The 23,186-nt window shown below is 30.2% G+C and carries 17 protein-coding genes; 3 read left to right on the top strand and 14 right to left on the bottom strand.

From position 1 onward, the window contains the following. Positions 1-88: 88 nt before the first annotated feature. Both MKD41_RS07720 and MKD41_RS07715 read right to left on the bottom strand, forming a co-directional pair. Positions 89-469 carry a DUF2493 domain-containing protein gene (locus MKD41_RS07720; protein ID WP_240244852.1) on the bottom strand — a complete coding sequence of 127 codons (381 nt, stop codon included), beginning with the start codon at positions 467-469 and terminating at the stop codon, positions 89-91. A gap of 223 nt (positions 470-692) precedes the next feature. After that, positions 693-1,097: a DUF6943 family protein gene (locus MKD41_RS07715; protein WP_240244851.1), complete on the bottom strand. Its 405-nt coding sequence runs from the start codon at positions 1,095-1,097 to the stop codon at positions 693-695. Positions 1,098-1,457: 360 nt separating this feature from the next. On the opposite strand from MKD41_RS07715, the gene MKD41_RS07710 reads away from it, so the two are divergent. From MKD41_RS07710 to MKD41_RS07700, 3 genes are read left to right on the top strand one after another with little or no spacing between them, the layout of a single operon-like run. After that, positions 1,458-1,907, top strand: a complete 450-nt coding sequence (locus MKD41_RS07710) for a LexA family protein (protein ID WP_240244850.1) — start codon at positions 1,458-1,460, stop codon at positions 1,905-1,907. Next, a complete protein-coding gene (locus MKD41_RS07705) occupies positions 1,908-3,167 on the top strand; it encodes a Y-family DNA polymerase (RefSeq protein ID WP_240244849.1) in 1,260 nt (419 codons plus the stop codon). A gap of 1 nt (position 3,168) precedes the next feature. Further along, positions 3,169-3,900, top strand: a complete 732-nt coding sequence (locus MKD41_RS07700) for an SOS response-associated peptidase (RefSeq protein ID WP_240244848.1) — start codon at positions 3,169-3,171, stop codon at positions 3,898-3,900. A gap of 1,565 nt (positions 3,901-5,465) precedes the next feature. Here the strand turns inward: MKD41_RS07700 and MKD41_RS07695 are convergent. The 12 genes from MKD41_RS07695 to MKD41_RS07640 all read right to left on the bottom strand — a co-directional run bounded on the left by MKD41_RS07695 (position 5,466) and on the right by MKD41_RS07640 (position 23,096). Beyond that, a complete protein-coding gene (locus tag MKD41_RS07695) occupies positions 5,466-6,458 on the bottom strand; it encodes a hypothetical protein (protein WP_240244847.1) in 993 nt (330 codons plus the stop codon). A 172-nt stretch (positions 6,459-6,630) separates the two neighbouring features. Continuing rightward, a complete protein-coding gene (locus tag MKD41_RS07690) occupies positions 6,631-6,960 on the bottom strand; it encodes a helix-turn-helix domain-containing protein (protein WP_240244846.1) in 330 nt (109 codons plus the stop codon). A 3-nt stretch (positions 6,961-6,963) separates the two neighbouring features. Then, positions 6,964-7,305, bottom strand: a complete 342-nt coding sequence (locus tag MKD41_RS07685) for a type II toxin-antitoxin system RelE/ParE family toxin (protein WP_240244845.1) — start codon at positions 7,303-7,305, stop codon at positions 6,964-6,966. Positions 7,306-7,668: 363 nt separating this feature from the next. Beyond that, positions 7,669-9,390 carry a hypothetical protein gene (locus tag MKD41_RS07680; protein ID WP_240244844.1) on the bottom strand — a complete coding sequence of 574 codons (1,722 nt, stop codon included), beginning with the start codon at positions 9,388-9,390 and terminating at the stop codon, positions 7,669-7,671. Further along, positions 9,383-10,900, bottom strand: coding sequence for a hypothetical protein (locus tag MKD41_RS07675; RefSeq protein ID WP_240244843.1), 1,518 nt, complete (start codon positions 10,898-10,900; stop codon positions 9,383-9,385). The genes MKD41_RS07680 and MKD41_RS07675 overlap by 8 nt, the downstream gene beginning before the upstream one ends. Positions 10,901-10,944: 44 nt before the next feature. Then, a complete protein-coding gene (locus MKD41_RS07670; protein WP_240244842.1) occupies positions 10,945-14,079 on the bottom strand; it encodes a type I restriction endonuclease subunit R in 3,135 nt (1,044 codons plus the stop codon). A gap of 282 nt (positions 14,080-14,361) precedes the next feature. Further along, the gene (locus tag MKD41_RS07665; RefSeq protein ID WP_240244841.1) at positions 14,362-17,277 is read right to left on the bottom strand and encodes a TrlF family AAA-like ATPase; all 2,916 of its coding nucleotides are present in this window, start codon (positions 17,275-17,277) and stop codon (positions 14,362-14,364) included. A gap of 12 nt (positions 17,278-17,289) precedes the next feature. Further along, a complete protein-coding gene (locus tag MKD41_RS07660; RefSeq protein ID WP_240244840.1) occupies positions 17,290-18,582 on the bottom strand; it encodes a restriction endonuclease subunit S in 1,293 nt (430 codons plus the stop codon). Further along, entirely contained in the window at positions 18,566-20,149 is a 1,584-nt protein-coding gene (locus MKD41_RS07655) for a type I restriction-modification system subunit M (protein ID WP_240244839.1), read from the bottom strand. Before MKD41_RS07655 ends, MKD41_RS07660 begins: the two co-directional genes overlap by 17 nt. A gap of 922 nt (positions 20,150-21,071) precedes the next feature. Beyond that, positions 21,072-21,806 carry an ATPase gene (locus MKD41_RS07650; protein ID WP_240245019.1) on the bottom strand — a complete coding sequence of 245 codons (735 nt, stop codon included), beginning with the start codon at positions 21,804-21,806 and terminating at the stop codon, positions 21,072-21,074. A 318-nt stretch (positions 21,807-22,124) separates the two neighbouring features. After that, entirely contained in the window at positions 22,125-22,811 is a 687-nt protein-coding gene (locus MKD41_RS07645; protein ID WP_240244838.1) for a hypothetical protein, read from the bottom strand. Between the two features lie 12 nt (positions 22,812-22,823). Then, positions 22,824-23,096 (bottom strand): helix-turn-helix domain-containing protein, encoded by a 273-nt coding sequence (locus MKD41_RS07640; RefSeq protein ID WP_240244837.1) that lies wholly within the window; start codon positions 23,094-23,096, stop codon positions 22,824-22,826. Positions 23,097-23,186 lie beyond the last annotated feature (90 nt).

The raw sequence follows: 23,186 nt of genomic DNA, 5'->3' as shown, positions 1-23,186 counted from the left end.
TTTAAAATGAATTTAAATATGGTTTAAATTTATTTGATGCTATTTTAGTTTTAAAATTTGGAGGAGAGACCCTGAATCAAGTTCAGGGTTACGTTTCGAAATGTATACGTTTTACTTTTAGATTTTCTTTTTTTGCTAAGTCAATCATATTTTTGGTCCCTTTACTTTTTCCATCCCAAAAGGCTATTAAGGCATCGGCATATTTTGCCATTTGTTGGTTGCGTTTTGGTCCTGCAGCTCTTCTGAATTTTTTCCAGTCTGCAGGGAATTGTTTTATAGGGAATCCTTTTTCAGTGGCGTATTGTTCTCCAAGTTTGTCGGCTCCTCTGTAATAGGCTCCACTTACGATTTCAATATTGTTTTGATCCTGGAGGAATTGGTCGCACACCTCCTTTAGTTTTTTGTAGTCGGAGAAGGTTCTACTTCCGGCTATAATTAGTTTCATAGTTGTTTGTTCATTTTTACTCATTCCTTTTTTTTTTTTAACTGAAATCGTGATGTGCTTCGCAGTTGTCTTGACACAAAAACGAACCAAAAAAGTCAAGACTGATTTTAATTTCTTTGAATTCTAGCATTTTATCCGCTATCGTATCCAGACCGCTGCGCTCTTTGGATACTTAGCCGCTCCTAAAACTTGAATTACTACAGAAATTTAAATAGGTCGTATTGTAAATAATTGATTTATAGATTATTTAAGACCTCAACAACACAATTTTTAATTGTGAGATTGCAGCTAATTGTTGTTTTAGGTTTGCTTCAAAAGCATTGATTTTTTTTAGCTTTTCAACTTTGATTTTCCATTGCTGCTCTTGGTTGTTTTGCAAGGCTGTATTGATTACTTTTTTAGCATCTGAAATACAAATGAATGGGATAACACTTCCTTTTAAATAATAGCTGAAGAATCGACCAATTTTAAGAGATAGACATAGGTAATACAATGACTCCCGGGTTGCTTCAGAATTAGTTGTAATTACAAAGCAGTTTGGGCAAGGCTGCTCTAGTGGCTTGCCACTGTTCAAGCCTTTAGATAGGATAAAAAAATGAGGTACGCAGTAGGTTCTTCCTACCTGGTGGGTTTTGATTTCAAAATTTGACATAGTTCACGATTTAAAATTATATGCGCTACCGCGCACGTAATTTTTTCGGAACAAAAAGAAAAAAGAAAGCAAGCTTTATGGTTGTGAGGCAAAGGCTGTCAAGGTTTTTGAGAAAAATACAACCTATATATAATGCTTTAATAAAAACTTAAATATTGTGAGGTGGAGGTTTTTTTCAAAACCCGTAGGGCTTGACCTTTATAGCCTTAGTGCGGCTGGTGGAGGGAACAACCAATATTTGCTATGTTTTTTTATTTTACTACTTGCATCAACTTTTGTTTTTTTAGATTCGTTTATAACTTTTTAAATACAACTTTATTTCATATTTTATTTAGAAGTAATTTTGTAAAAACTTCAAAAATGAAACTCTTGAAACTTCATCATTCTACAAATTTGGAAATTTATTCTTCTGATACTTCAACAAGTATTAATTTACCTTTGGTTGATAGTGGTATTAGTGCAGGGTTTCCGAGTCCGGCTGATGATTTTTTAGATGCTGCTATTGATTTAAATAAAGAATTTGTAAAAAATCCAAGTACTACTTTTTATGGAAGAGTTAAAGGAGATAGTATGATTAATGCAGGTTTAAATAATGGCGATTTATTAATTATTGATAAGAGTTTAGAGCCTATTAATGATAAAATTGCTGTCTGCTTTATTGATGGAGAATTTACTGTAAAGCGTATAAACATTGACAAAAATTGTGTTTGGCTAGTAGCTGAAAATGAAAAATATAAACCTATAAGAGTTACTGAAGATAATGATTTTATTATTTGGGGTATTGTAACAACTGTTATTAAATCTGTTTAAATGTACGCATTGGTAGATTGTAATAACTTTTACGCATCGTGTGAACGTGTGTTTAGACCAAATTTGAGAAATCAACCTATTGTTGTTTTGTCGAATAATGATGGTTGTGTTATTGCAAGAAGTAATGAAGCCAAAGCGTTGGGCATTCCAATGGGCGCACCTGCATTTAAATTCAGAAGTACATTTGAAAAGAACAACATTCACGTATTTTCTTCAAACTATGCCTTGTATGGAGATATGAGTCATAGAGTTATGACTTTACTAGGTACTTATACACCAGATGTTGAAATTTATAGCATTGATGAAGCATTTTTACAGTTTAAAGGTTTTGACAAACATTTTGATTTACAAACCTATGCTGAATCTATTAAACGTACTGTTGACAAAGGAACAGGCATTCCAATTAGTATTGGAATTGCACCTACAAAAGCACTTTCAAAAGTAGCTAATAGAATCGCTAAAAAGTTTCCAAAACAAACCAAAGGTGTGTATATTATTGATTCAGAAGAAAAAAGAATTAAAGCTTTGAAATGGTTAGCTGTTGAAGATGTTTGGGGTATTGGGAGGAAACATTCACAAAAACTTCACGCAAAAAATATTTTAACTGCATACCAGTTTACAAATTTACACGATGATGTTGTTAGAAAACAGATGAGTGTTGTTGGCTTACGTTTAAAACACGAATTGGAAGGCAAAGAAACTTTAGGTTTAGAAGTTATTCAAAAGAAAAAAGCAATTGCAACTACCAGAACTTTTGAAGGAATGTTAACTGATTTTGATAGTATCAAAGAACGCGTAAGTACCTTTGCTGTTAGTTGTGCTGAAAAGTTACGTAAACAAGGTAGCTGTTGCACTGTTGTTATGGTGTTTTTACATACTAATTACCATAGAAAGGATTTAGCTCAATATAGCAAGAACATCGTTATTAAAACTCATTATCCAACTAATTCTAGCATTGATTTAATTAAATATGCTGTTGAGGGGTTGGAATATATTTATAAAGAAAATTATCACTACAAAAAAGCAGGTATTGTTGTTATGGGTATTGCACCTGAAACAAATAAACAAATGACTTTATTTACTAAAGAAAATGCGAAGCATTTGCCTTTAATGAAAAGTATTGATAAATTGAACAGAGAATTGGGAAGTCATAAAGTAAAGTTTGGTTCACAAAGTTTAGGACGAACTTGGAAAATGAAGCAAGAACAATTATCACCACGCTATACTACAAAATTAAAAGAGATCATTACTATTTATTAAAATGTGCTTTCATACATCACATACTAAAAAAGTTAAGAAAGTTGAAAATAGATTCAAGGTTCAATTGATTGATGATGGATTGAGAGAAACCTATGATACACCTCATTTTCATAATAATGGATTTGAACATTTAAACTCGTTGATTATACCTCAACAAAAAACAACACATTTAATACCCGCAACATGGGGTATTGTGCCACCTACCAAAAAAGTTAGTGAAGTAAAAGAGTACTACAAACAACAACTTAAATATGGTAGTGGCTTAAATGCTAGAAGTGAAAAGTTGTTTAATTATTGGTTGTATAAAAAATCTGCATTGACAAAACGTTGTATTATACCTGTAACTGGTTTTTTTGAACCTCACGAATACAATAAAAAAAAATATCCCATACATATTAAGCATAAAGATGACGCTATAATTGGCTTAGCGGGAATTTATACAGTTGTTGAAAATATTGTTACTTATACTATATTAACTAAAAATGCTAGTCCGTTGTTTAGTGAAATTCACAATAAGAAATTAAGACAACCTCTACTACTTTCTAAAGATTTGGAAAAGGAATGGTTAAATGCTTCTTTAACAGAAACAGATATAAAATTACTACTTAATGAAAGCTATAATGATACTGAATTAGATGCTTATGCTGTTTCCAAGGATTTGTTTAATTCTAGTGTCGATAGCAATAAAAGTTCAATTTTGGAACGAGATACGACTGTGAATATTTTTTTTTAGTAATGGGTTAAAAATTTGTTTTTAACCCATTGGGTGTTAGCAATAACTTATTGGTTTTTTGTAATAACAAAAATCAATGTGTTATGCGGTTGTATTTATTACTCTTTTTGCATTGATGAAAAAGAACCAAAAAATCTAGACTGCATAAAACCTCATTGAATTCTACATTTTACAACTTTCGTCGCCAGACCATTTCATTTTTTGGCTTACTCAAACGTTTGTAAAACTTGAATTACTACTTTAGTTTTCTAAGGTCGATGAGGATTGGAATAATATTTTGAAAATTAATATTAATCAGAATCTACACAGTATACTTAAGCAGGTAATTTGCGAAGCGTTAAAGCGAGCCGCCAGCGAGTTGAACGAGGGTGTTGGGGCAAAAGTACGTTGCCAACGGCATAAGTACGTGGAACAACTACGTGGCACACGCAAGGTTGGCGGAGTTTTTGCCTACTTTTTTATGTTTGAGTTTATGTGGTAGGAAAGACAAGGGCAAGGAATGGAGTGGTTTATTTACTTTATGTTCATTTTGACTTGATGTAAAACGAACCAAAAAATCAAGACTTATTAAAATTGCATTGAATATTATGTCATCTGCCAAAGCGCCATCTGGCTCATTCGCTAAAAATGTTCACTGAACATTTCCTTGACGCTCTGACCTGACGCCAGACCGCTGTTCTCTTTGGCTTACTCAAACGTTTCGATAACTTGTATTACTACTGCAATTTTAATAGGTCGATTTGGTGAGTTGGGTAACTAATAAAATTATTCTAATGTAAAAATAATATAACGAAATGGATTGCTCTTGTGCGGGTTTGCAATATGGTTTAATCCCGAGTGTTAGGGAGGGGTTAAATAATATGCAAAATGGATTTTTTAATTCTGAAGTAAGTACTGCAAAAACTGTGACAACCGTACCCCATAAGAGGGATTATTCCTTCTATTACATATTAAAAACACTATATTTTTTGTCTTTTGTAATTCTCATAACGAAGTTCCATTATCCTCTTATGGGGGTTGCCCGAAGTGAGCAGCAGGCGAGCGAAAATAGTTTAATAGCGGTTTGCCCCTAATACTATATATTTATACCTTATTGGGTTTTAGGGGCAAAAGATAGCTATGCGTGAGGAATACGTGTATTGTGTGTAATAAAATAAGTGAGTGTGCTACAATGAGCACCCGCTGGAGCACAAATTGTAGTGCTATGAACGGTAAGTACAAGGGGTTGAGAATTGGATTACGGTTTTAATTATGAGATTTTGGAACAAGTCCGGGATTAGGTTTTAAAGTTAAAAACCCTTGTAATTATATTTTATGGAACAAAATGGAGCGTATTGCGAACACCTTATTACCTGCACGAATGTTTGTGGTTTGTTTTGCTGTTTGTTATGGAAACGGATTTGTTGGGAGTTCGGGTTATAAAATCTTTTGAGGTTCTTTGAGGTAAACGGGTTTGTAACAAACTACTAAAACAGGCCTTTGCAATTGCTAAATCTGGATTAATATATGATAGAAACTATAAAAGTACTTTTGTGAAAAATTAATACATTTTTACTTGTTTTTTATCACAGTACTTTGTTGTAAGTAGTTTTTTGTAGTGATTTTTTTGTTCCGACTTCAGTTATATATGCAATCTCATTACCCGATAAAAATTGCTTATTAATTTCTAAATTCAATTTTTCCTTTTTTGCATTAATAGTGTTTTTTCCTATTTCAGTTAAATTTAATTTAAGAAGGTTTTCAATTATTCCTATACTCGAATTAAGTAGTAATTCAAGTTTATTATATTCTATTTGTTTTGAGTGATATTTTAGTTGTTTTTCATAATCTGCTAACATAAATTCTAACTTTTCTTTAATTTCATTTATAGAATAACTTTCCAAAGCAACTTCATTTATCCAATTATTTAGCTTAAGGTATTTATGTTTCAAGTCTTCATCAGATTTGATTTCTATAATTTGATTCCATTCAGTTTGATATTTTAAAGATGGAAATTTATTAAGTGTTAAGTTTATAACTTTTGATTTATTTGATATAAATTTTTTATTAAAGCTTAAATTTTGTGGATAAAAGACAATAGGTGTAGTTTCAAAAACTCCTTCATAATTTGTAATGAAACTTAAAAATAGAGAATGTAAATCACTAATTTCTGTAGAGGAAGTAAATACTCTTTCCAGTCTGTTTTGAATATTATTTGCAAAATCAGCGTTTAATAATTCATTCCTTTCGTTGATTAATTCTGTGATTTTTATTTGTAAGATTTTTAACTGTTCGGAATTTGAAATTTTATGCATATTTGAACAATTTGAAATTTCAATTCTTTCAAACTCCTTTAGTAAATTTTTTTTTGATAAGAATTCAATTTCTTTCATTTTCCCCTCAAACATGTTTCCTGTTCTATCACACATTGTTTTTGAGATTAACTCTGCAAAAGGTAAAATTGATTCTAATTGTAAAGGGTCATATCTGATTTCATCAAAGAACAAAAAATCTGATTTTAAACTTGAAGAATTAAGGAAGTAAAGCATATCAAAATTTTTTATTCCAATTTTTTTCATTTTTCTGGTTTTTAGCGATTTTGGTAAATTACCTATAACGAGTTTTTATATGATTTGTGCGCCTAAAAATCGGAGATTTTTCGGTGGTAGCAAATCGTTAGTTGAATGTTTGTCAGTTCGTATTTATTTTAAATATAAGCATAAATTATATGAGGTGTTGCCTGTAGTACTTTTATGCTACTTTAAATTCTCCCTCGTTCATTTCTATACTAAATTTCACATTAGCTTTCAGAGCTTTAAATACTTTCAATATTGTCTCAATTGTAACATTTCTCGTATTTCTCTCAAGTTTTGATATTTGAGATTTTTGTACTCCAATTAAATCTCCCAATTGTTCTTGAGTTAAATGTCTTTCTTTTCGTACAGATTTTATCATATCTCCAAGAATCTCAATCTTTAAATCAAACTCATATTTGTCTCTTTCAATTGTTCCAACTTCTCCAAGATGTTTATCTTTAAGTTGGTTTAAACTCATCATTTTTATTTTTTTAGTAGTTTCCATTTTCTAATATTTTTTTTGATTAAAATATTCCATTCTTAATTTTTCAGCTTTATCAATATCTCCTTTCGGAACTTTACTCACTTTTTTAATAATTCCGTGAGTTGATATTACTAACGTTTCAGTTTTCTCTGTTTTGTCCCAAAAAGCAAAAAGTCTAATTTGAACTCCGTTATACTTTGTTCTAAATTCCCAAATTTCATCTTTTAGTTTTTTAAATAGTTTAGGATCATTTATCAATTTTGCTTTGTCAATATTGTAAAATATTTTCGTTCTCGTTTTTTTGTCTAAATTTTCCACAAACTCAATCGCTTGTTCTAAAAATATAACATCAAATTTAGGTTTCATTCCTTTTCTTACTATTTAGACGACAAAGTTAGTGAAAAGTTTCAATATATGGAAACTATTTTGTGTTTTGCGATTTTCAATCGTATTACAGGCAACTTGTTATATGCTTCATTTATATTGGTTTATCTGTATTCTACTTTGGGATAAACATGGGTTTTAGTTGAGTTATTCAAATATAAAAATAACATTTTTATAATGATGAAGTTTTGTACTAAACTTTATTATGGAACCGGATTTAAGAGAGCGCAAAGGCAAAGATAAATGCTGACCATAGGAAAGCTTTTATGCGGTGAATTGAAAGCTGTATGTAGTGTAATGCAATGGAACGGAATACTGCTGGAGATAATAGGGTAAGTTTTTTATTTATTGACCATTATTATCATTAATTAATTCTCTCCACTCTTCTGGTAATATTTCGTTTTTATAATAACTATGAGCCAAATATCTAATGCAGGAAAGACCTAATTTATCTGTTTTGTATAAATTAGGTAATGCTTTTTTCTTCAATACTGATTTTTTAAAAAGGCGGTAATCAGCTTGGTTTTTAAGTAATTTTAATCCTTCTTGATCTCTTTCAATACAATCCACATAATATTCACTGTGTAAATTTTTTTCAAATAGTAATTGCTCAACATTATATTTGGCAGCATCAATAGAGACTATTTGCAAACTTAAACCTTCATCTACAAATGATAAGATTTCATTGAATAAATCTTCTGAATTAAATATTAAAGTTATTTCTAATAATATTGCAAGTAGAATTGAAGAGCTGTCACAATATTCTTCTGGTTTGATTCCAGTGGCAACAAATTCAATTATTGGGTCAATTCTGTTGTACAGTTCAGGTTGTCTATCGTGTCTTATTTTTTCTATTCTTAAATTTGAAATTGTAAGTTGAAAATAACCAGCAAGAAAGTTAACATCTTTTTGTCTTAAGCATTTTTTATCGGAAAAGAATAAAAATAGTTGTGTAATAGGTATAGAATGATTGTCAAAAATAGGACGATTGAAACCACTATTATTATTTATCAGCTCAATGATTAAGTCCTTCTGTTTGTTTTTAAGACGTTCAATTTTCTTTGATTCAAATATGGTATTTCTTAATCTACAATAATAAATTATGTCGTCTAAATATTCAAAACACCTTAAAGGATATCCGATTTTTTCGTAGAAAGCACCATATTCAGAGAACAAACCATTTTCGATTTTTGCAATAGAAAAAGTTTTTTGAAAATATTTGTCAAATATTTCGAACTGACCTTTAAGTAATTTCTTAAATTCTTTGACGACCGGTTTTTTGTCTTGTAAGTTATTTTCTAAAATCCAATGCCAAGTTTCTAGAATCAAAAATTTAGAACATTCCTTAGCAGGTACTAAATAATTATTTTCTTTGCTATAATGAAAGATTATAGAATTTAAAAGGTTTAGAGTTGCAAAAAGCTTTTTAAATGCTCTACTTTTTATGTTTTCAACCTTATTGAACTGAATAGTAACTAACTCTTTAAATTCTAAATAATCGTTATCTGGGGAATCTAAAAAGGCTAAAGTTTTTTTTAACAACCTATTACTTGCATCATCCGAAAGCAAATATTCATTAAATAAATATTTACTGAAAAGATCTGTTAGTAGGTAAATATCCCAGCGTTCAAATTCACCATTTTTAAATTCTTTGGTAATAAAACCTTCAAAAGTATTTCTAAAATTTGTTTTTAAAACTCCATTATGTACAATTACTATTTTTATAGGTAAACTATTGAATTCAGGAATACTAGAATCATTAAATGAACTATGCTTAGCTTCAATAATTGATTCTCTAATTCCGTCAGATTTTGAGAAATTAGTAATTGTTATATCTCTATCGGAATATCCTTTTAATTCAAAGTACCACTTGTGCTTGATTCCATTTTCATCCTTACCAATAGCAATAATATCTTTTCCGTATTGTGATTGTCCTTTTGATTCTTTTGCTGTTTGAATAATTCTAAACCCCATAAGATTTAAAAGAATTGGAAATAGATAATCTAATTCTGAATCTTCTTTTAATGAAGCTAGATATTCACGAACTATTATACTATTGCTATTCATCCTCAAGAAAGCTTTTAATTTCTAAAAATTCTTCATCTGTCCAATCTTGTCTAATTGAAAATCCTTTTTCAAGTTCAAATCTATTTGGATTTATAAAGTAACTTCTTGGCATAGTAAAACTAGTTCCAACTTTTCCTAATTGTGAAATTTCTTTGTTCTCTCCAAATCGCCAACCTCCACCTTTTGATAGTTTTATAGTATTTGCTCCCAAAAAAGAAAGAAAGCTATTTTCCTTAGCTCCTTTATCTACTGTTTTACTCATATTTTTATAAAATACTTCGTTAAAATGTTTTATGTATTTATAATGGATATGGTATGGATTTAATTCTAAAACGGAATTCTTTATATCAATATTTTCACCATAATAATTCTCATTATATTTTTTAATCCTTTCCGTCACTAAAATATAATCAGGATTATCTTTGTTAAGATTTTCTTCCAATACCTTAGTAACCAGACCTCCATAGTCTTCTGATATTTCTTCTAGTTTACATAAAAAACTTTCTTTAATTAATTCACTTTTTGAATCAATTAAAGGAAGTAAAGCTATAAGTCTATTTTTAGGTTCGTGAAAGTCTTGAGTTAATGACATCCACAATTTATATTGTGAAATATAAGATAGTTCTAAAACGTTAAATGTAAAACGATAAGGGTTTTGTTTTGATAATTGATTAAATATCTCAATACCAGTCGCTCTTTTACTAGCTTGATTACTAGTTAAAAGATCTAATGTAAATTTGTCTAGTTCAATTTTATCTACAGAATGTAAATACGAACCAAAACGTTTAATAAATTTTTCAAAAGGCTTCTTTCTAATTAAGCTAAGCACAACACTTTTAAAAGAGTCAAATTCTTTTAAATGCCAAAATACATTACTTATTGGATTTATATATTTTTCAATTGAAAAGTAATCTTGATTTATTAGTTTGATAACAATTTCTGTTTTCTCTTTATTGTAATCATTTAGATGACTTAAATTACTTATAATATAGTAAGCTGCTTTTTCATTTTTAATAAATGATTTTAATTCTTTAAAACAAAAGATGTGATATTTTGTATTGTTGGATTTTAGAATTGAAAATATAAGTGATAAAATTGAACTAATTAATAAATCCTCTTTGTTGTATTTATTAATTAGTTTGATAAATAATTTACATTCGATTTCTGTAATTTCTGAAATATTAGATAAGCCAAAGAAAATTGGATTTAGCTTATCATCTTTTTGTATAAAATCTAGTAAGATTGAGTTATAGAATTCAACTTTCTTGTTATCATAGAGCCCCGATACAATAGCAGATATAATAATTTCTTTGTCCTCATTTACTGATAATGATTTATTTAATAATTCTAAACCTAAACTATAGTCCGCTCTACATCTATTTTTAACTCCATTTAAAACAGTATTTAAATCAATATTAAAATCCGCATCACTTTTTATTAATTCTATCTGAGTCAACACATTATCAAAATAATCTGCACTTGTCAACTTTTTTTCATCATCTAATGCCATAGCGTAGCAATTTTTGAATTCTTATTTCTATTACAATTATTAGGTTAGCCTTTATTTTTTTTTAAGTTTTCAGCTTGTTCAAAAATATCGTGATAAACCTCATCACGTTCTACTGGTGGGTAACCGAATTCATCTAGCAATAAAATCAAACCGACTTTTAAAGCAGCTTTTATATCATCTCTTTTACTCCAATCAGGAAATTTAGCCTGAGCATTTACTAAGTCTTTTACTGCTTTTGATAACTCAATTAATTTATCATTGGGATATCTAAAATCATATTTAACACATAATTCTTTTAAAATATCATAAAAGGCTTTTTCTTCAAAGTCAATTCCTAATTCATCACCTGCCGAAAATTCTTTGTGTACCTCCCAAATTAAATTGGTTAATTGTTCTGCCATTTCTTCATACACTTCACTTTTTAAAACATCATCATCTTTTCTTTCATTATAGCGTTCTACTAATGATTGCATTTTTTTTGAGAAGTCAATCCCTTTAAGCTTATTGACTTTTTTCATTTCTCCAATTGCTTTTGCTAACAATTGTTGTAATAGTTTAATCTTTGTATTTGGTAATTTTATTTTATCAATTTTGGCTAAATAAGTCTCATCAAAAATATCTTGTTCTGTTCCTGCTTCTTCACCTAGTTTAAATATTTCTTGAACTCCATCACTTTCTAATGCCTTTTTAATCATTTCTCTAACCTTGGCATTCATTTGTGCTGTATCTGGAGCATTACCTTTTGTAAGTTTGAATACGATTGAACGCACTGCTAAATAAAAATGTGTATCATCTCTTTCAGTTTGTGTTAATTGATGACTACCGGCACAAATATCATAAGCTGCTTTTAATCTTTTTACCAATCCCATAAAACGTACTTCTAATTCTTTTGTAAGTTGTACATATTCAGCGGCATTATTTAAGGTGTTTAATTGCTCTAAAGCTGAACCTTTAAAATATTTGGTACTATTAAACTTGTGGAATATTTTAGCTAGCAAGTCTAAATGATTTCTAACGATAACAAGTGATTCATTTATGTCTTCAAAATTTTCTTTTTCTCCTTTATTGTATTTAGCTAACGCAAGGTTCATTTGTTTTTTGATTCCGATATAATCTACTACTAAACCTTTGTTTTTACCTTTGAATTTTCTGTTTACTCTAGATATGGTTTGAATTAAGTTATGTTGTTGGATTGGCTTATCGATATACATACTATCTAAGAATGGTACATCAAAACCTGTTAGCCACATATCTACTACAATGGCTATTTTAAAATTTGATTTTTCATTTTTGAACTGACGGTCTAATTCTTTTCGATATTCTTTCGTACCCAACAAATCGTACATTTCCTTTGGATCATCTTTTCCTCTTGTCATTATCATTTTGACACGCTCCATTGGTTTGATTTCTCGTTTGTCCTTATCCGTTAAAACTGCTCCTTCTTCAGCAATTTTAACTTCTGCCCAATTTGGACGTAAAGCAATTAGATTTTTATAAAATTGGTATCCAATTTCTCTGCTACTGCAAACAAACATTGCTTTTCCTTTTACAGTAGCGCCTTCATTTATTCTGTTTTCATAATGTTTTACAAAATCTTCAGCCAATGCTTTTAAACGATCAGGATCACCTAAAATAGCATTCATATTAGCTGATTGCTTTTTGCTTTCTTCTACCTGGTATTCATTGGCTCCATCTTCTTCTGCAGCAGCATAGTATTCTTCAATTTTATGTAGCTCATTATTATGTAAAACAACTTTTGCAGCACGACCTTCATATACAATTCTTACTGTAATTTCATCTTTTACAGATTCTGTCATTGTATAGGCATCCACTACTTTTCCGAATACATCTAACGTTGCGTCAATAGGTGTTCCTGTAAAACCAACAAATGTTGCATTTGGTAAAGAATCGTGAAGATATTTTGCAAAACCAAATGATTTTTTCACACCTTTTTCTGTTACTTGAATTTTTTGGTCGAGGTTTGTTTGACTTCTATGGGCTTCATCAGAAATGCAAATAACATTTGTTCTATTGGTTAAAAGTTCTGTATCTTCTGTAAACTTATGGATGGTGGTTAAAAATACCCCACCGCTTTTTCTGCCTTGTACTAATTCTCTTAATTCATTGCGGCTTTCAACACTGATAATATTTTCATCGCCAATATAGGTTTTAGCACTGGTAAATTGCCCGGATAATTGATCGTCTAAATCTGTTCTATCTGTGATTAACACGATGGTTGGGTTTGAGAAAAAAGGACTTCTCATTAATAACCTTGTTAAGAATAGCATTGTAAAACTTTTACCGCAACCTGTAGCGCCGAAATAAGTACCCCCTTTACCATCACCTTCTGGTTTTTGCGCTTTTTTAATATTGTTATACAAACTTCGTGCTGCATAATATTGCGGATAACGGCATACTATTTTTTCGTCTTTTTTTGAACTATCTGGCAGGTAAATGAAATTCTGAATAATGTCACGTAATCTGTTTTTATGTAGCATTCCTTGCACTAACGTAAACATACTGTCGATACCATCTACATCTTTAGCCAAACCAGCCACTCTTCTCCAAGCATAATAAAATTCATAAGGTGCAAAAAAGGAACCTGCTTTAGTATTTACACCATCACTAATTACACAAAAAGCATTGTATTTAAACAATTCTGGAATATCACGGTGGTACCGTGTTGTTAACTGTACATACGCATTGTAAATGGTGGTGTTTTCTCTAATAGCTGTTTTAAATTCAAATACTACAACTGGTAAACCATTGATGTAAATAATGCCATCAGGAATGCGTTTTTCATACCCAACAATTTCTAGTTGATTTACAAATTTATAGGTATTGTTGTCTTTATCTGAATAATCAATTAACTGAATGAAAAGGTCTTTTTTAGTGGGGTCTTCACGTTTTAATGTAAACCCATCCATTAACCAGTGCATTATTTTTTTATTGCTATGGTATACTTCTGAACTTGGTAAAGCTTCCATTTTTTTTATAATGGAATTTATTTCACTTATTGAAATATCGGTATAACGATATTGAAGATATGTAATTAAGTCGTTTTTAATTAACACTTCATTTTCAGCACGTACAATTTCTTTACCGTTTACGTGTGGTATTTCTTGTACCTCTAGTAATTCTATAAATGCCTTTTCTAATTGATATTCTGTAAATTTCATAGTTGTTTTACAAATCTATTACATTTAATTTTATCTTGGTTACTGTGATGGTTACCAACTTTGTTACTTACTTGGTTACCAATTTGCTTGTTTTGACATCTCAAAGGAGTCTATTGAATCAATAATGATGCATTTGAAACAATGTTTTCCGCCATTTATCCGCCATTTCCGCCACTAATTCGCCAATTTATAAAAAGTACCTCGTTTTTCTCCAACCTTTTCTAGTACTCCTACTACAACTAAAGCATCCAAATCTCGTAAAGCAAGAATGATTGTTTGTGATTAATGTTCATAATATTTTTGTTTACGTTTATTAAATGCAGGCATAGCTCCCTCAAGAACCTTAACAATACTTTCATTAATAGTTCTATCCTCTATACTTCCAGAAATAGTTTCAAATTGATGGTTGTTTTCTTTATCTAAATTCACGTAAATTACTTGTTCTGCATCTGAAACAACGGCTAAATTAGGATTATGTGTAACCATAATAATTTGACGATTCTTTTTTGCTATTCGAATAAATGGCACTAAAATATTTGCAACACTATGATTGTCCAAGTTATCTTCAGGTTGATCGATAATTAAAGGAATATCTTCTTTATCTAAGAGTAAGTAGAAGACAAGTAATAATGCACCTTTCTCTCCAGGAGATAATTGTTCTAAAGTTTTATCACCCTGTTTCAATTGATAATTGTAATCTAAAAAATCTAATGAAAATAAGTAGTCATAAAACTCCTCAGGTTCTTTCAATTGTTCATTTATGTACCTTTCAGCATTGTTTTGAGAATCTCTTTTATCAAAAGAAATTGCATCAACCAAACTATCAAGAAAACTAATTACCTCATCTTTTTTATCAAAATCAAGACCATTCGAAATTTGATTTAATTGTTGTTGTCCATTCTCTTTATTGTAAAATGTACCTATTACATTCTGGTTAATAAAATTAAAGAATTTATCATTAAACCCTAATTTTAAAGTCAAAGCAGCATTAATGTTAATCTTATAATCATTAACTAAACTTGAATTATCTTTTATAATAGAATCAATATCAGACTTAATTTTTTTATAGATGGATATAATTGCTTGTTTTTTATCAAAAATCCTCTTCGCAATTTGATTCCTTTTATCTTTTAATTCATCAAGTTTACTTGATAAATCATTTGTTAAAAATTTCAGTTCTTTTTCAAAGAATTTTAAAGTATTTAACTTATCATCAGCACCAATAATTAGAGCTTTTTGTTTCTCCCATTCTTTCTTTTTTGTAAGGTATAATTGATAAGCTTTTTGAGGTCCATCTAATTTGTTTTGCTCAATTTTAAGCTCCTTGTTTAATATTTCTAATTGAGTTTCTAATGAATTAAAGTTAGGATCTTTACTAGTTTCATCACCCAAATCAGTCTTAACAATTAATAATTCTTTTTTCTTTTTCTTTATTAAGTCATTAATACTTTTTAGGTTTAATTTGAATTCAAAAATGTCATCAAATACTAATTTATACTTTGTTAAAATGGTTTCTTTTTGAACCTTGAAATCATCATACTCTCTTTTCTTAAACTCAAAATCTTCTTTTATTGTTTTTATTTCATCAAGTTCAGTAATAAGTTCTTTTTTAAGTTCTATTTTTTTCTGAATGGATTCTGATATTTTTTGAATTTTCTCATCTATTTTTTCTATAGCATCAAGAATGACTTTATTTTGAGAAACATTTTTAGGATCAGTATCAGGATTAGAAACAGCTTTTGGCTCATTAAGGGCTTTTAGCTCATCCTTTTTTAATCTAATACTATTTTTAATTTTTTCTTTGTATTTAGCATTTCTCTTTTTTTCGAGGTTAATAATTTCTTCATTAATGGGTTTTAATTCTTGTTTAATTAGGTTGATTTCTTGATTAGAAATATTTTTTTTGTGTCTAATTAATTCGTCAAAAGAAGTGAAGTCACCTCTGTCATCACTATTAATATGCGTAAATACAACATTCTCAATTTCTTCTTGAAATTCTTCAACAGATGAAATTTCATTCGTTAATCTTTCAAAATACCCTTGAGGTAGATATTTTACCATTTGGATTTCTTCTCCAATATTACTATCTAATGTTTTTGTTTTAGATGTACCACTTTCCCATAACAAATTAGCTTCAAAGTTTTTTGCGATTCTATCTCCTCCAGACCTAAATTTCTTCCTATTCAAAAAAGAGAAGTCATCAACTCTAATTTTTGCATTCCCACATAAACCAATAATATCCGCCATAGCACTTTTACCACTCCCTTTGTTTCCAATAATTGCTACAAGCTCTGGATTTAAAGGAATATTTACATTTGAAAACCATTTTCCATATCCTCCGCTATAACTTGGGATAGATTTTACTGATAGGCTTTTAATATACTTTGTTTTATTAGTCAATACTCTTTTCTTTATAGATGGTGATTCGCCAATATAAATCCTTTCTTCAGGCTCATTTAGAACTTGTTTAAGACCATCAAAAGTTGAATCTGCTTTTACCCAAGTGTTTTTACTCCCAATTGATTGAAGACTATGTGCATCGCTATTTTGAAAAAGAGGCTTTTCATATTTAAGCCAAAAAAGTCTATCATCATTTATATTTTTAGGATTATCTGTTGAATGAATTAAAAATGATGTTTTGGAAGTTATTTTTTCAAAGTTAGAACTACTACGGGCATTTCCTTTTCCTCTCGATAAAAACCCAACTAAATACTTTCCTTTAAGGTTTAATGACTCTTGATTTAATTCATCAATTAATTTATCAAAATTTACAACTGCTTTTTTAAAATCATCTGAAGTAGCTAAATCGTCTGCTTTTTTGTCTTTCCCTTCGACATTGACCGTTAAGTTTTGTAAAAATTTTTGAATATCTGTTTTTTCAACAGTTTCAGAAAAAATAATATGTAAGTCTAAACAATCATCATCCTTATTTTGGTAATCTAAACGTAATTCAAGGTTTAAAAATGCTTGAACACTGACACTTCTTAATTTAGTAATTAAATTAAATTCTTCATCAGAGAATTTGAAATAATTAGTTATACCAATAACTGAAATGTCTTCATCTTGAATTTTTTTAATAAATTCTTCATCTGTGGATGAATAACGATTCATAAAAGTATAAGGACTATGTACGTGTAAATCCCACTTTCGCCATTCTGCTCCTTTAGGAAATTTTTGATTTGTTTTTTCTTTTTTCATAACGATGATATTTTAACTAACTATTTCTTTTTCAATTTCAACCTTTGTCATTTTTGAGAGTAAGAGTACTTTTAAGCGATTAAGTTGAATGTTTTCTATTTGACTTTTTTCAATAGAGGAATCTATTGGAGTCATATATTTTTTATATTTTTCAAATAGTTTTGATTCTGGACACAGAATATCAAAAGATTCTATATTATAAATTGGTAGCTTAGCTTGCACTGCCCCAACATTTCTCATTTTTATTTCTTCTTTCCCTTCTTTTGAATTTAAATAATGATATAAGTATCCAGAGCTAATACTTTCTAGATTAGTAATTTTTACACAGTTTTCAGTAAGGTTGGCATTATTTAATGACTTATGAATCACTTTAATAATTCCGATTGTACCAACAATTGAAATTATTAAATCTCCAGTTGAAACAATATATCTTGATATTTTACTTTGAACCTCTTTTGGAACATACTCAAAATTATCATTGAGGGTAGCATATTTAGATGTTCCTAAATCAGCAACTTTTATATAAGGGTGGTTGTTTTTAATAGAGATAAGATTTTCACCAGAAGGCATTCTTTTCCCTCCTTTTATTTGACATATTGAGGATAAACTTTCAACTTCCCATCCCTCAGGAATTTCTTTATCCAATTCTTCATTGTAAACCATTTTACCTCCAGAAGATTTGTAGCCTATTGGATGAGATCCTGAAACAAGTTCAGGATGACGTTCTGAATCTACAGGAAACTCAAAATCTACAAACCAATGTTTGTATAATGCTTGTGCTGTTTCTTCTAATTTTTGGTTGAGTTGTTCGTTTAATTTTATGCGATTTACTACGGTATTGTATTCATTAACTATTTCTTGTTGTTTTTTTATGGATGGGATTGGTATTGGCATTTCTAAGAAATCTTCCCATTCTAAGCTACCTCTAACACCTCCAACAGCTAAAAAGCAAGCGTGTCTATCAAATTCAGAACGTGTAAACCACATCATTAAATATTCAGGCAGTAATTCATTTTCTTTCATTACTTCAAAAACAGGATAAGCTTGAGAAATGATAGCTTCATCAAATTCTTGTAGTAATGCTATAGGCATTTTTTTATCTCTACGAACTTGCATAGTACTACAAGCAAATTGATTTTTTCTAATAATCTTGTAGTTCTTCATATTCGTTCCAATAGTATTGGCTACTGATGGAATGAATTCTTTTGTAATACTTAAACCTAAAAGTGTAGTAACTTTTAATTCTTTATTCCTTTCGTCAACGAGCTGAATATAATCTCCAATTTTTTTATAATTCGATGTCATACCCTAATTCTTTAAAAACGTTTAATAGCTCAGTTTTAGATTTCGATTCTTCTTTAAGTAAGTTACCAATATCATTTTGTAAACCTTTCATTTTGGTATCAAAATCAATGTTTTCATCACGGTTTACAAATTCAATGTATTTACTTGGTACTAGAGAATAGTCTTTTTTACTAATTTCTTCTTTTGTTGAGGAGTAGCAATATTCGGGGATGTTTTTATAAGATCCTTCGACAAGCTCAGGATGGCATTGCCAGTTGTGATACGTTTTTGCAAAATCCTTTATTTGAGCTTCATTAAACTGAATGTATTTTTTTTCAAAAGGTTCTCCTTTTTGGCGTAAATCCATAAACAGTACTTCATCTTTTCTGTTTCGGTAGTTACGGTCTTCAATTCCTTTAGATACCGTTCTTTCGGTTTTATTGTTGTTTAAAATCCAAAGAGTTACACTAATATTTGTAGTATAAAACATATTTTGAGGCAAAATAACAATGGCTTCTACTAAATTATTTTCAATTAGTTTTTTTCTAATTTTATACTCCTCACCACCGCCAGATAGCGCACCATTTGCCAATAGGAAACCTGCAATACCATTTTCAGATAGTTTAGAAACCATATTTAAAATCCACCCATAGTTTGCATTTGAAGTAGGAGGCACGTCATACCCTCGCCAACGAGGGTCGTCTAATAACTCATCTTTTGCTCTCCAATCTTTTTGGTTAAAAGGAGGGTTTGCCATAATAAAATCAGCTTTTAAATCGGGGTGTTGGTCTCTACCAAACGTATCAGCAGCTACGGCACCCAAATTTGCAGCAATACCACGAATAGCCAAGTTCATTTTTGCTAGTTTGTAGGTGGTATTTGTATATTCTTGTCCGTAAACGGAAATGTCTTTGGTGTTCCCTTTGTGGCTTTCAATAAATTTTACCGACTGTACAAACATACCACCAGAACCACAAGCTGGGTCATAGATTTTACCACGGTACGGTTCAATCATTTCCGCAATTAAGTTTACAATGCTTTTAGGTGTGTAGAATTCTCCTTTTCCCTTTCCTTCTGCAATGGCAAATTTGCTTAAAAAATATTCATATACACGCCCAACAATATCTTGTTCTTTGTCTTTTATAGTATCAATATTGTTTATGGTATCCAGTAACGCTGAAAGCTTACTTACGTCCATATTTAAGCGTGAAAAGTAATTGTCTGGCAACGCTCCTTTTAATGAAGGATTGTTTTTTTCAATGGTAAATAAAGCGGTATCGATTTTTAGCGCAATATCAGCTTGTTTGGCATTTTGTATGATGTAACTCCAACGAGATTCTTCAGGTAAATAAAACACGTTTTTCATTGTGTAGAATTCAACCATATCTACAAACTTTTCTTTTCCTTCGTCTATGATCTCTTGTTTGCGTTCCTGGAATTTATCAGATGTGAATTTTAAGAAGATTAATCCTAAAACTACGTGTTTGTATTCTGATGATTCAACAGTACCTCTTAATTTATTGGCCGAATCCCAAAGGGTTTCTTCAATAGATTTCGTTTTTTTGGGAGTTGTGCTTTTTTTAGCCATATTTATTTTTATACTTTTTTGAAACAATTCAACATTATCAAGCACTAAATTTGACTTTTAGCCTTGAAAATGACGATAATTCCGTTATTTTTTTTGTTGTTTTTTTGATAAAGGTCATAGCGTTATTTATCAAACGAAGTTAAAAGTACTTAAAATAAATGATGTGCTTTATGATAAATGTTAATTTTTTAGTTGGTTGTTTTAAATTGGGTTTGAATATAATAAATATTGAATAAAATTGGGTTTGAAAAAAAATTATTTTATATTTGAAATGACTACGATTAGTGGTCAATCTTTTTAAGCTGTTGTCATTTTATTTTTTTTATGGTACAGCTTGAATTCGCTAAAAGTAATTTTAGTAAAAATAATCTTCGAGCGTAAAGCTCATTTCATAGCAATTTTTTTAACCCACCTCTTTTATTTTACATAGCAATTTTTGGAGGTGGGTTTTATTTTGTTGGTTTCTCAAATTACCGGATTTTAAAGTAAATTTTGTTACGGGATTCCGTATTGTTGAGGTGCTGAAATAGGAGGTTGACGTTGACTAAGACTAAGACTTAGACTAAGACTAAGACTTGGACGAAGACGAAGACGAAGACGAAGACTTGGACTTGGGGAGGTTCTGTGTTACAGGTGGTTTACAAAAATACTGCTGGAGGTGGTTTTTTTATAGTTTTTCGTGTTTCTCTAATTACTGGATTTTAAAGTGAATTTTGTTACGGGAAACCTTAGTATTGAGGTGCTGAATCAACACTTCAACAAGCTCAGTTTGACAATTAGTGGTTTTTGGAAAGACCCTTAATTTATTCCAGGGTACGGATAAAAAACTATTTTCTTTTGTCTTTTGAATTTACATTGAAGCTAAGGAGATTGAACATTACTCAACCCTTTTTTATTTGTTTTGGTTTTCGTGAATGATGAACTACAGTCTTTTATCTTTGGAATTTGAATCAAATGCTATAACGTTCATCATTTGTCTTAATCGGCTTCTAACACGACTTCCGTATCTTTTTTCTAATTCTTTTGCGTTGAGGTTGGTGGTTAGGTGGGTTTTGGTGTGACTAAGACGTTGACTAAGACTAAGGCTTTGACTTGAACTATGACTAAGACTAAGACTTGGACTAAGGCTTTGATTTGCTTGGGTAAATTGATCGTAACGCGATAAAAGTATTTCACCCATTACATTGCATTCTTTGGCATAGTGTGAACCGTCTGGTTCAACACCTAGGTCGTCAAAACAATAGTTTTTGGTGTCGTTGAACTTTTCCAGGGTTTCGAATCCTTTGGTATTGAAATTGAAAACGATGTTGCGTGTTGGAATGAGCTCGTAGTTGGTTTTGTGTGGTGCTAAGTAGGGGAGTAGCTTCATTAGCGATGTTTTACCACATCCTACGGGTCCTGATAGCAATATTCCTTTATTGGTGTCGATTCCCATTTGGGCACAGCTGTAATGATCCTGGATGAAATAGCAACAGAGTTTGAAAAGTAGTGGTTCGTCTTCTTTGTAGATTCTAAAATTTTTCCCAAAGAGTAGATGCCCTTTGATGTTGAGGTAGGTTTTTATTTTTTCGAAATCGTAATGAACGGTGTTGTCGATAATTTCTCCTATTTGGAATTTTGAGGTTCCTTCGGTTTTTATGTGAGGTTGTGGGTTCATAGTTTTTTTCTTTTTGGTTCTATTCAACTCTGATTGTTGAAATGAAAATTTGAAATTCTTTTGGTATTCTTTCATTTTTTTGTTTCATCCATTTCTTTAAGTTCTAGAAGTTTGTTTTTAGGTTTCTTTTGTGTTCTTTTCATTTTTGTCTTGACACAAAAACGAAACAAAAAAGTCAAGACTGATTTTAATTTCTTTGAATTCTTGCATTTTATCCGCTATCGCATCCAGACCGCTGCGCTCTTTGGATGCTTAGCCGCTACTAAAATTTGAATTGCTACAGAAATTCAAATAGGTCGTTTGGCTTCAACGGAAAATTCAAAGAGGTTCATCATAGCGTTTGTTTTGGTTGACGTGGAGGTTGTCGTAAAAATGGTCAAGTGGTAAAGCGTTTGGATTGTTTTGTGCTTTCGATTTTCCTTGAGATTTTAATTTCATTTCTTCGGATTTTAGCATCCAACTTCTGGCGGTTGCCTGCCAATCTACCATTGCTGATTTCCCTCCAACTTTCCATCCGATTCCCTGGTAATGATTGAAAAATTTTTTGGCTTCCAATTCTGGATATTTTTCTTTTTTAAAAAAATCTAAAATCAATTTTTCTTTTGCGATTGCCTCTAGTTTAATAAAGTTTATATTATGTTTATTAATGTTTATATTAGATACCAGTGCTTGTTCATTTATGGGATAGTCTAAATACATAGCTTTTTTATCGCTTGTACTGAAATTAAACAACTTCACTTTACTGCCTTTGTATGGATTGTGAGATGGACTGTAAAGAATATATTTCCAATGACTTAGCTCTTTTATGCAACGGTGGTATGTTGTATTTGAACCGATTTTAGAAAACTTCATGATTTCTTCGCGATTGATATAAAATTCATTCGGAAAACGATTGTAGTTCCAAAACTGGAATAAAGCTAAATACAAGCTTATATGTGTTGGATTTAAGCGGTTGTCTTTTGAAAATTGGAGCATAACTCCGTTGAGGTGTTTGATGTAATTCATAAGACTTGAAATTTAATTATGAGCCCGGTTTTCTTTCATCACTTTTGAGATTTCATCAGCGTCGTAAAAAATGATTCCTCCAATTTTTGTGTAGGGTAGGGTTCCGTTGATTCTTAACGTTTGGAGTGTTCCTGAACTTACTTTTAGCATTTTCATTAAGTCACCAGATTTTAAGTACTTTTTTGTTCCTGATGCCGTTGTTTTTTCTAATAGTTTTTCAAACTCATTTAGTAGTTCAATTTTGAATTCTCGGAGATCATCTGTTGTAATAATTTCTGCTGCCATTTTTTCAACTTTTTTTTAGGTTAATAATTTGTTTATAGCGATTTGACTTTCGTTCTGCAAAGCTGAAAAGTTATGATGAGAAAAAATATT

The sequence above is a fragment of the Lutibacter sp. A64 genome, from assembly GCF_022429565.1.
Taxonomy (GTDB): domain Bacteria; phylum Bacteroidota; class Bacteroidia; order Flavobacteriales; family Flavobacteriaceae; genus Lutibacter.
This window is presented reverse-complemented; position numbering and strand designations above follow the sequence as displayed.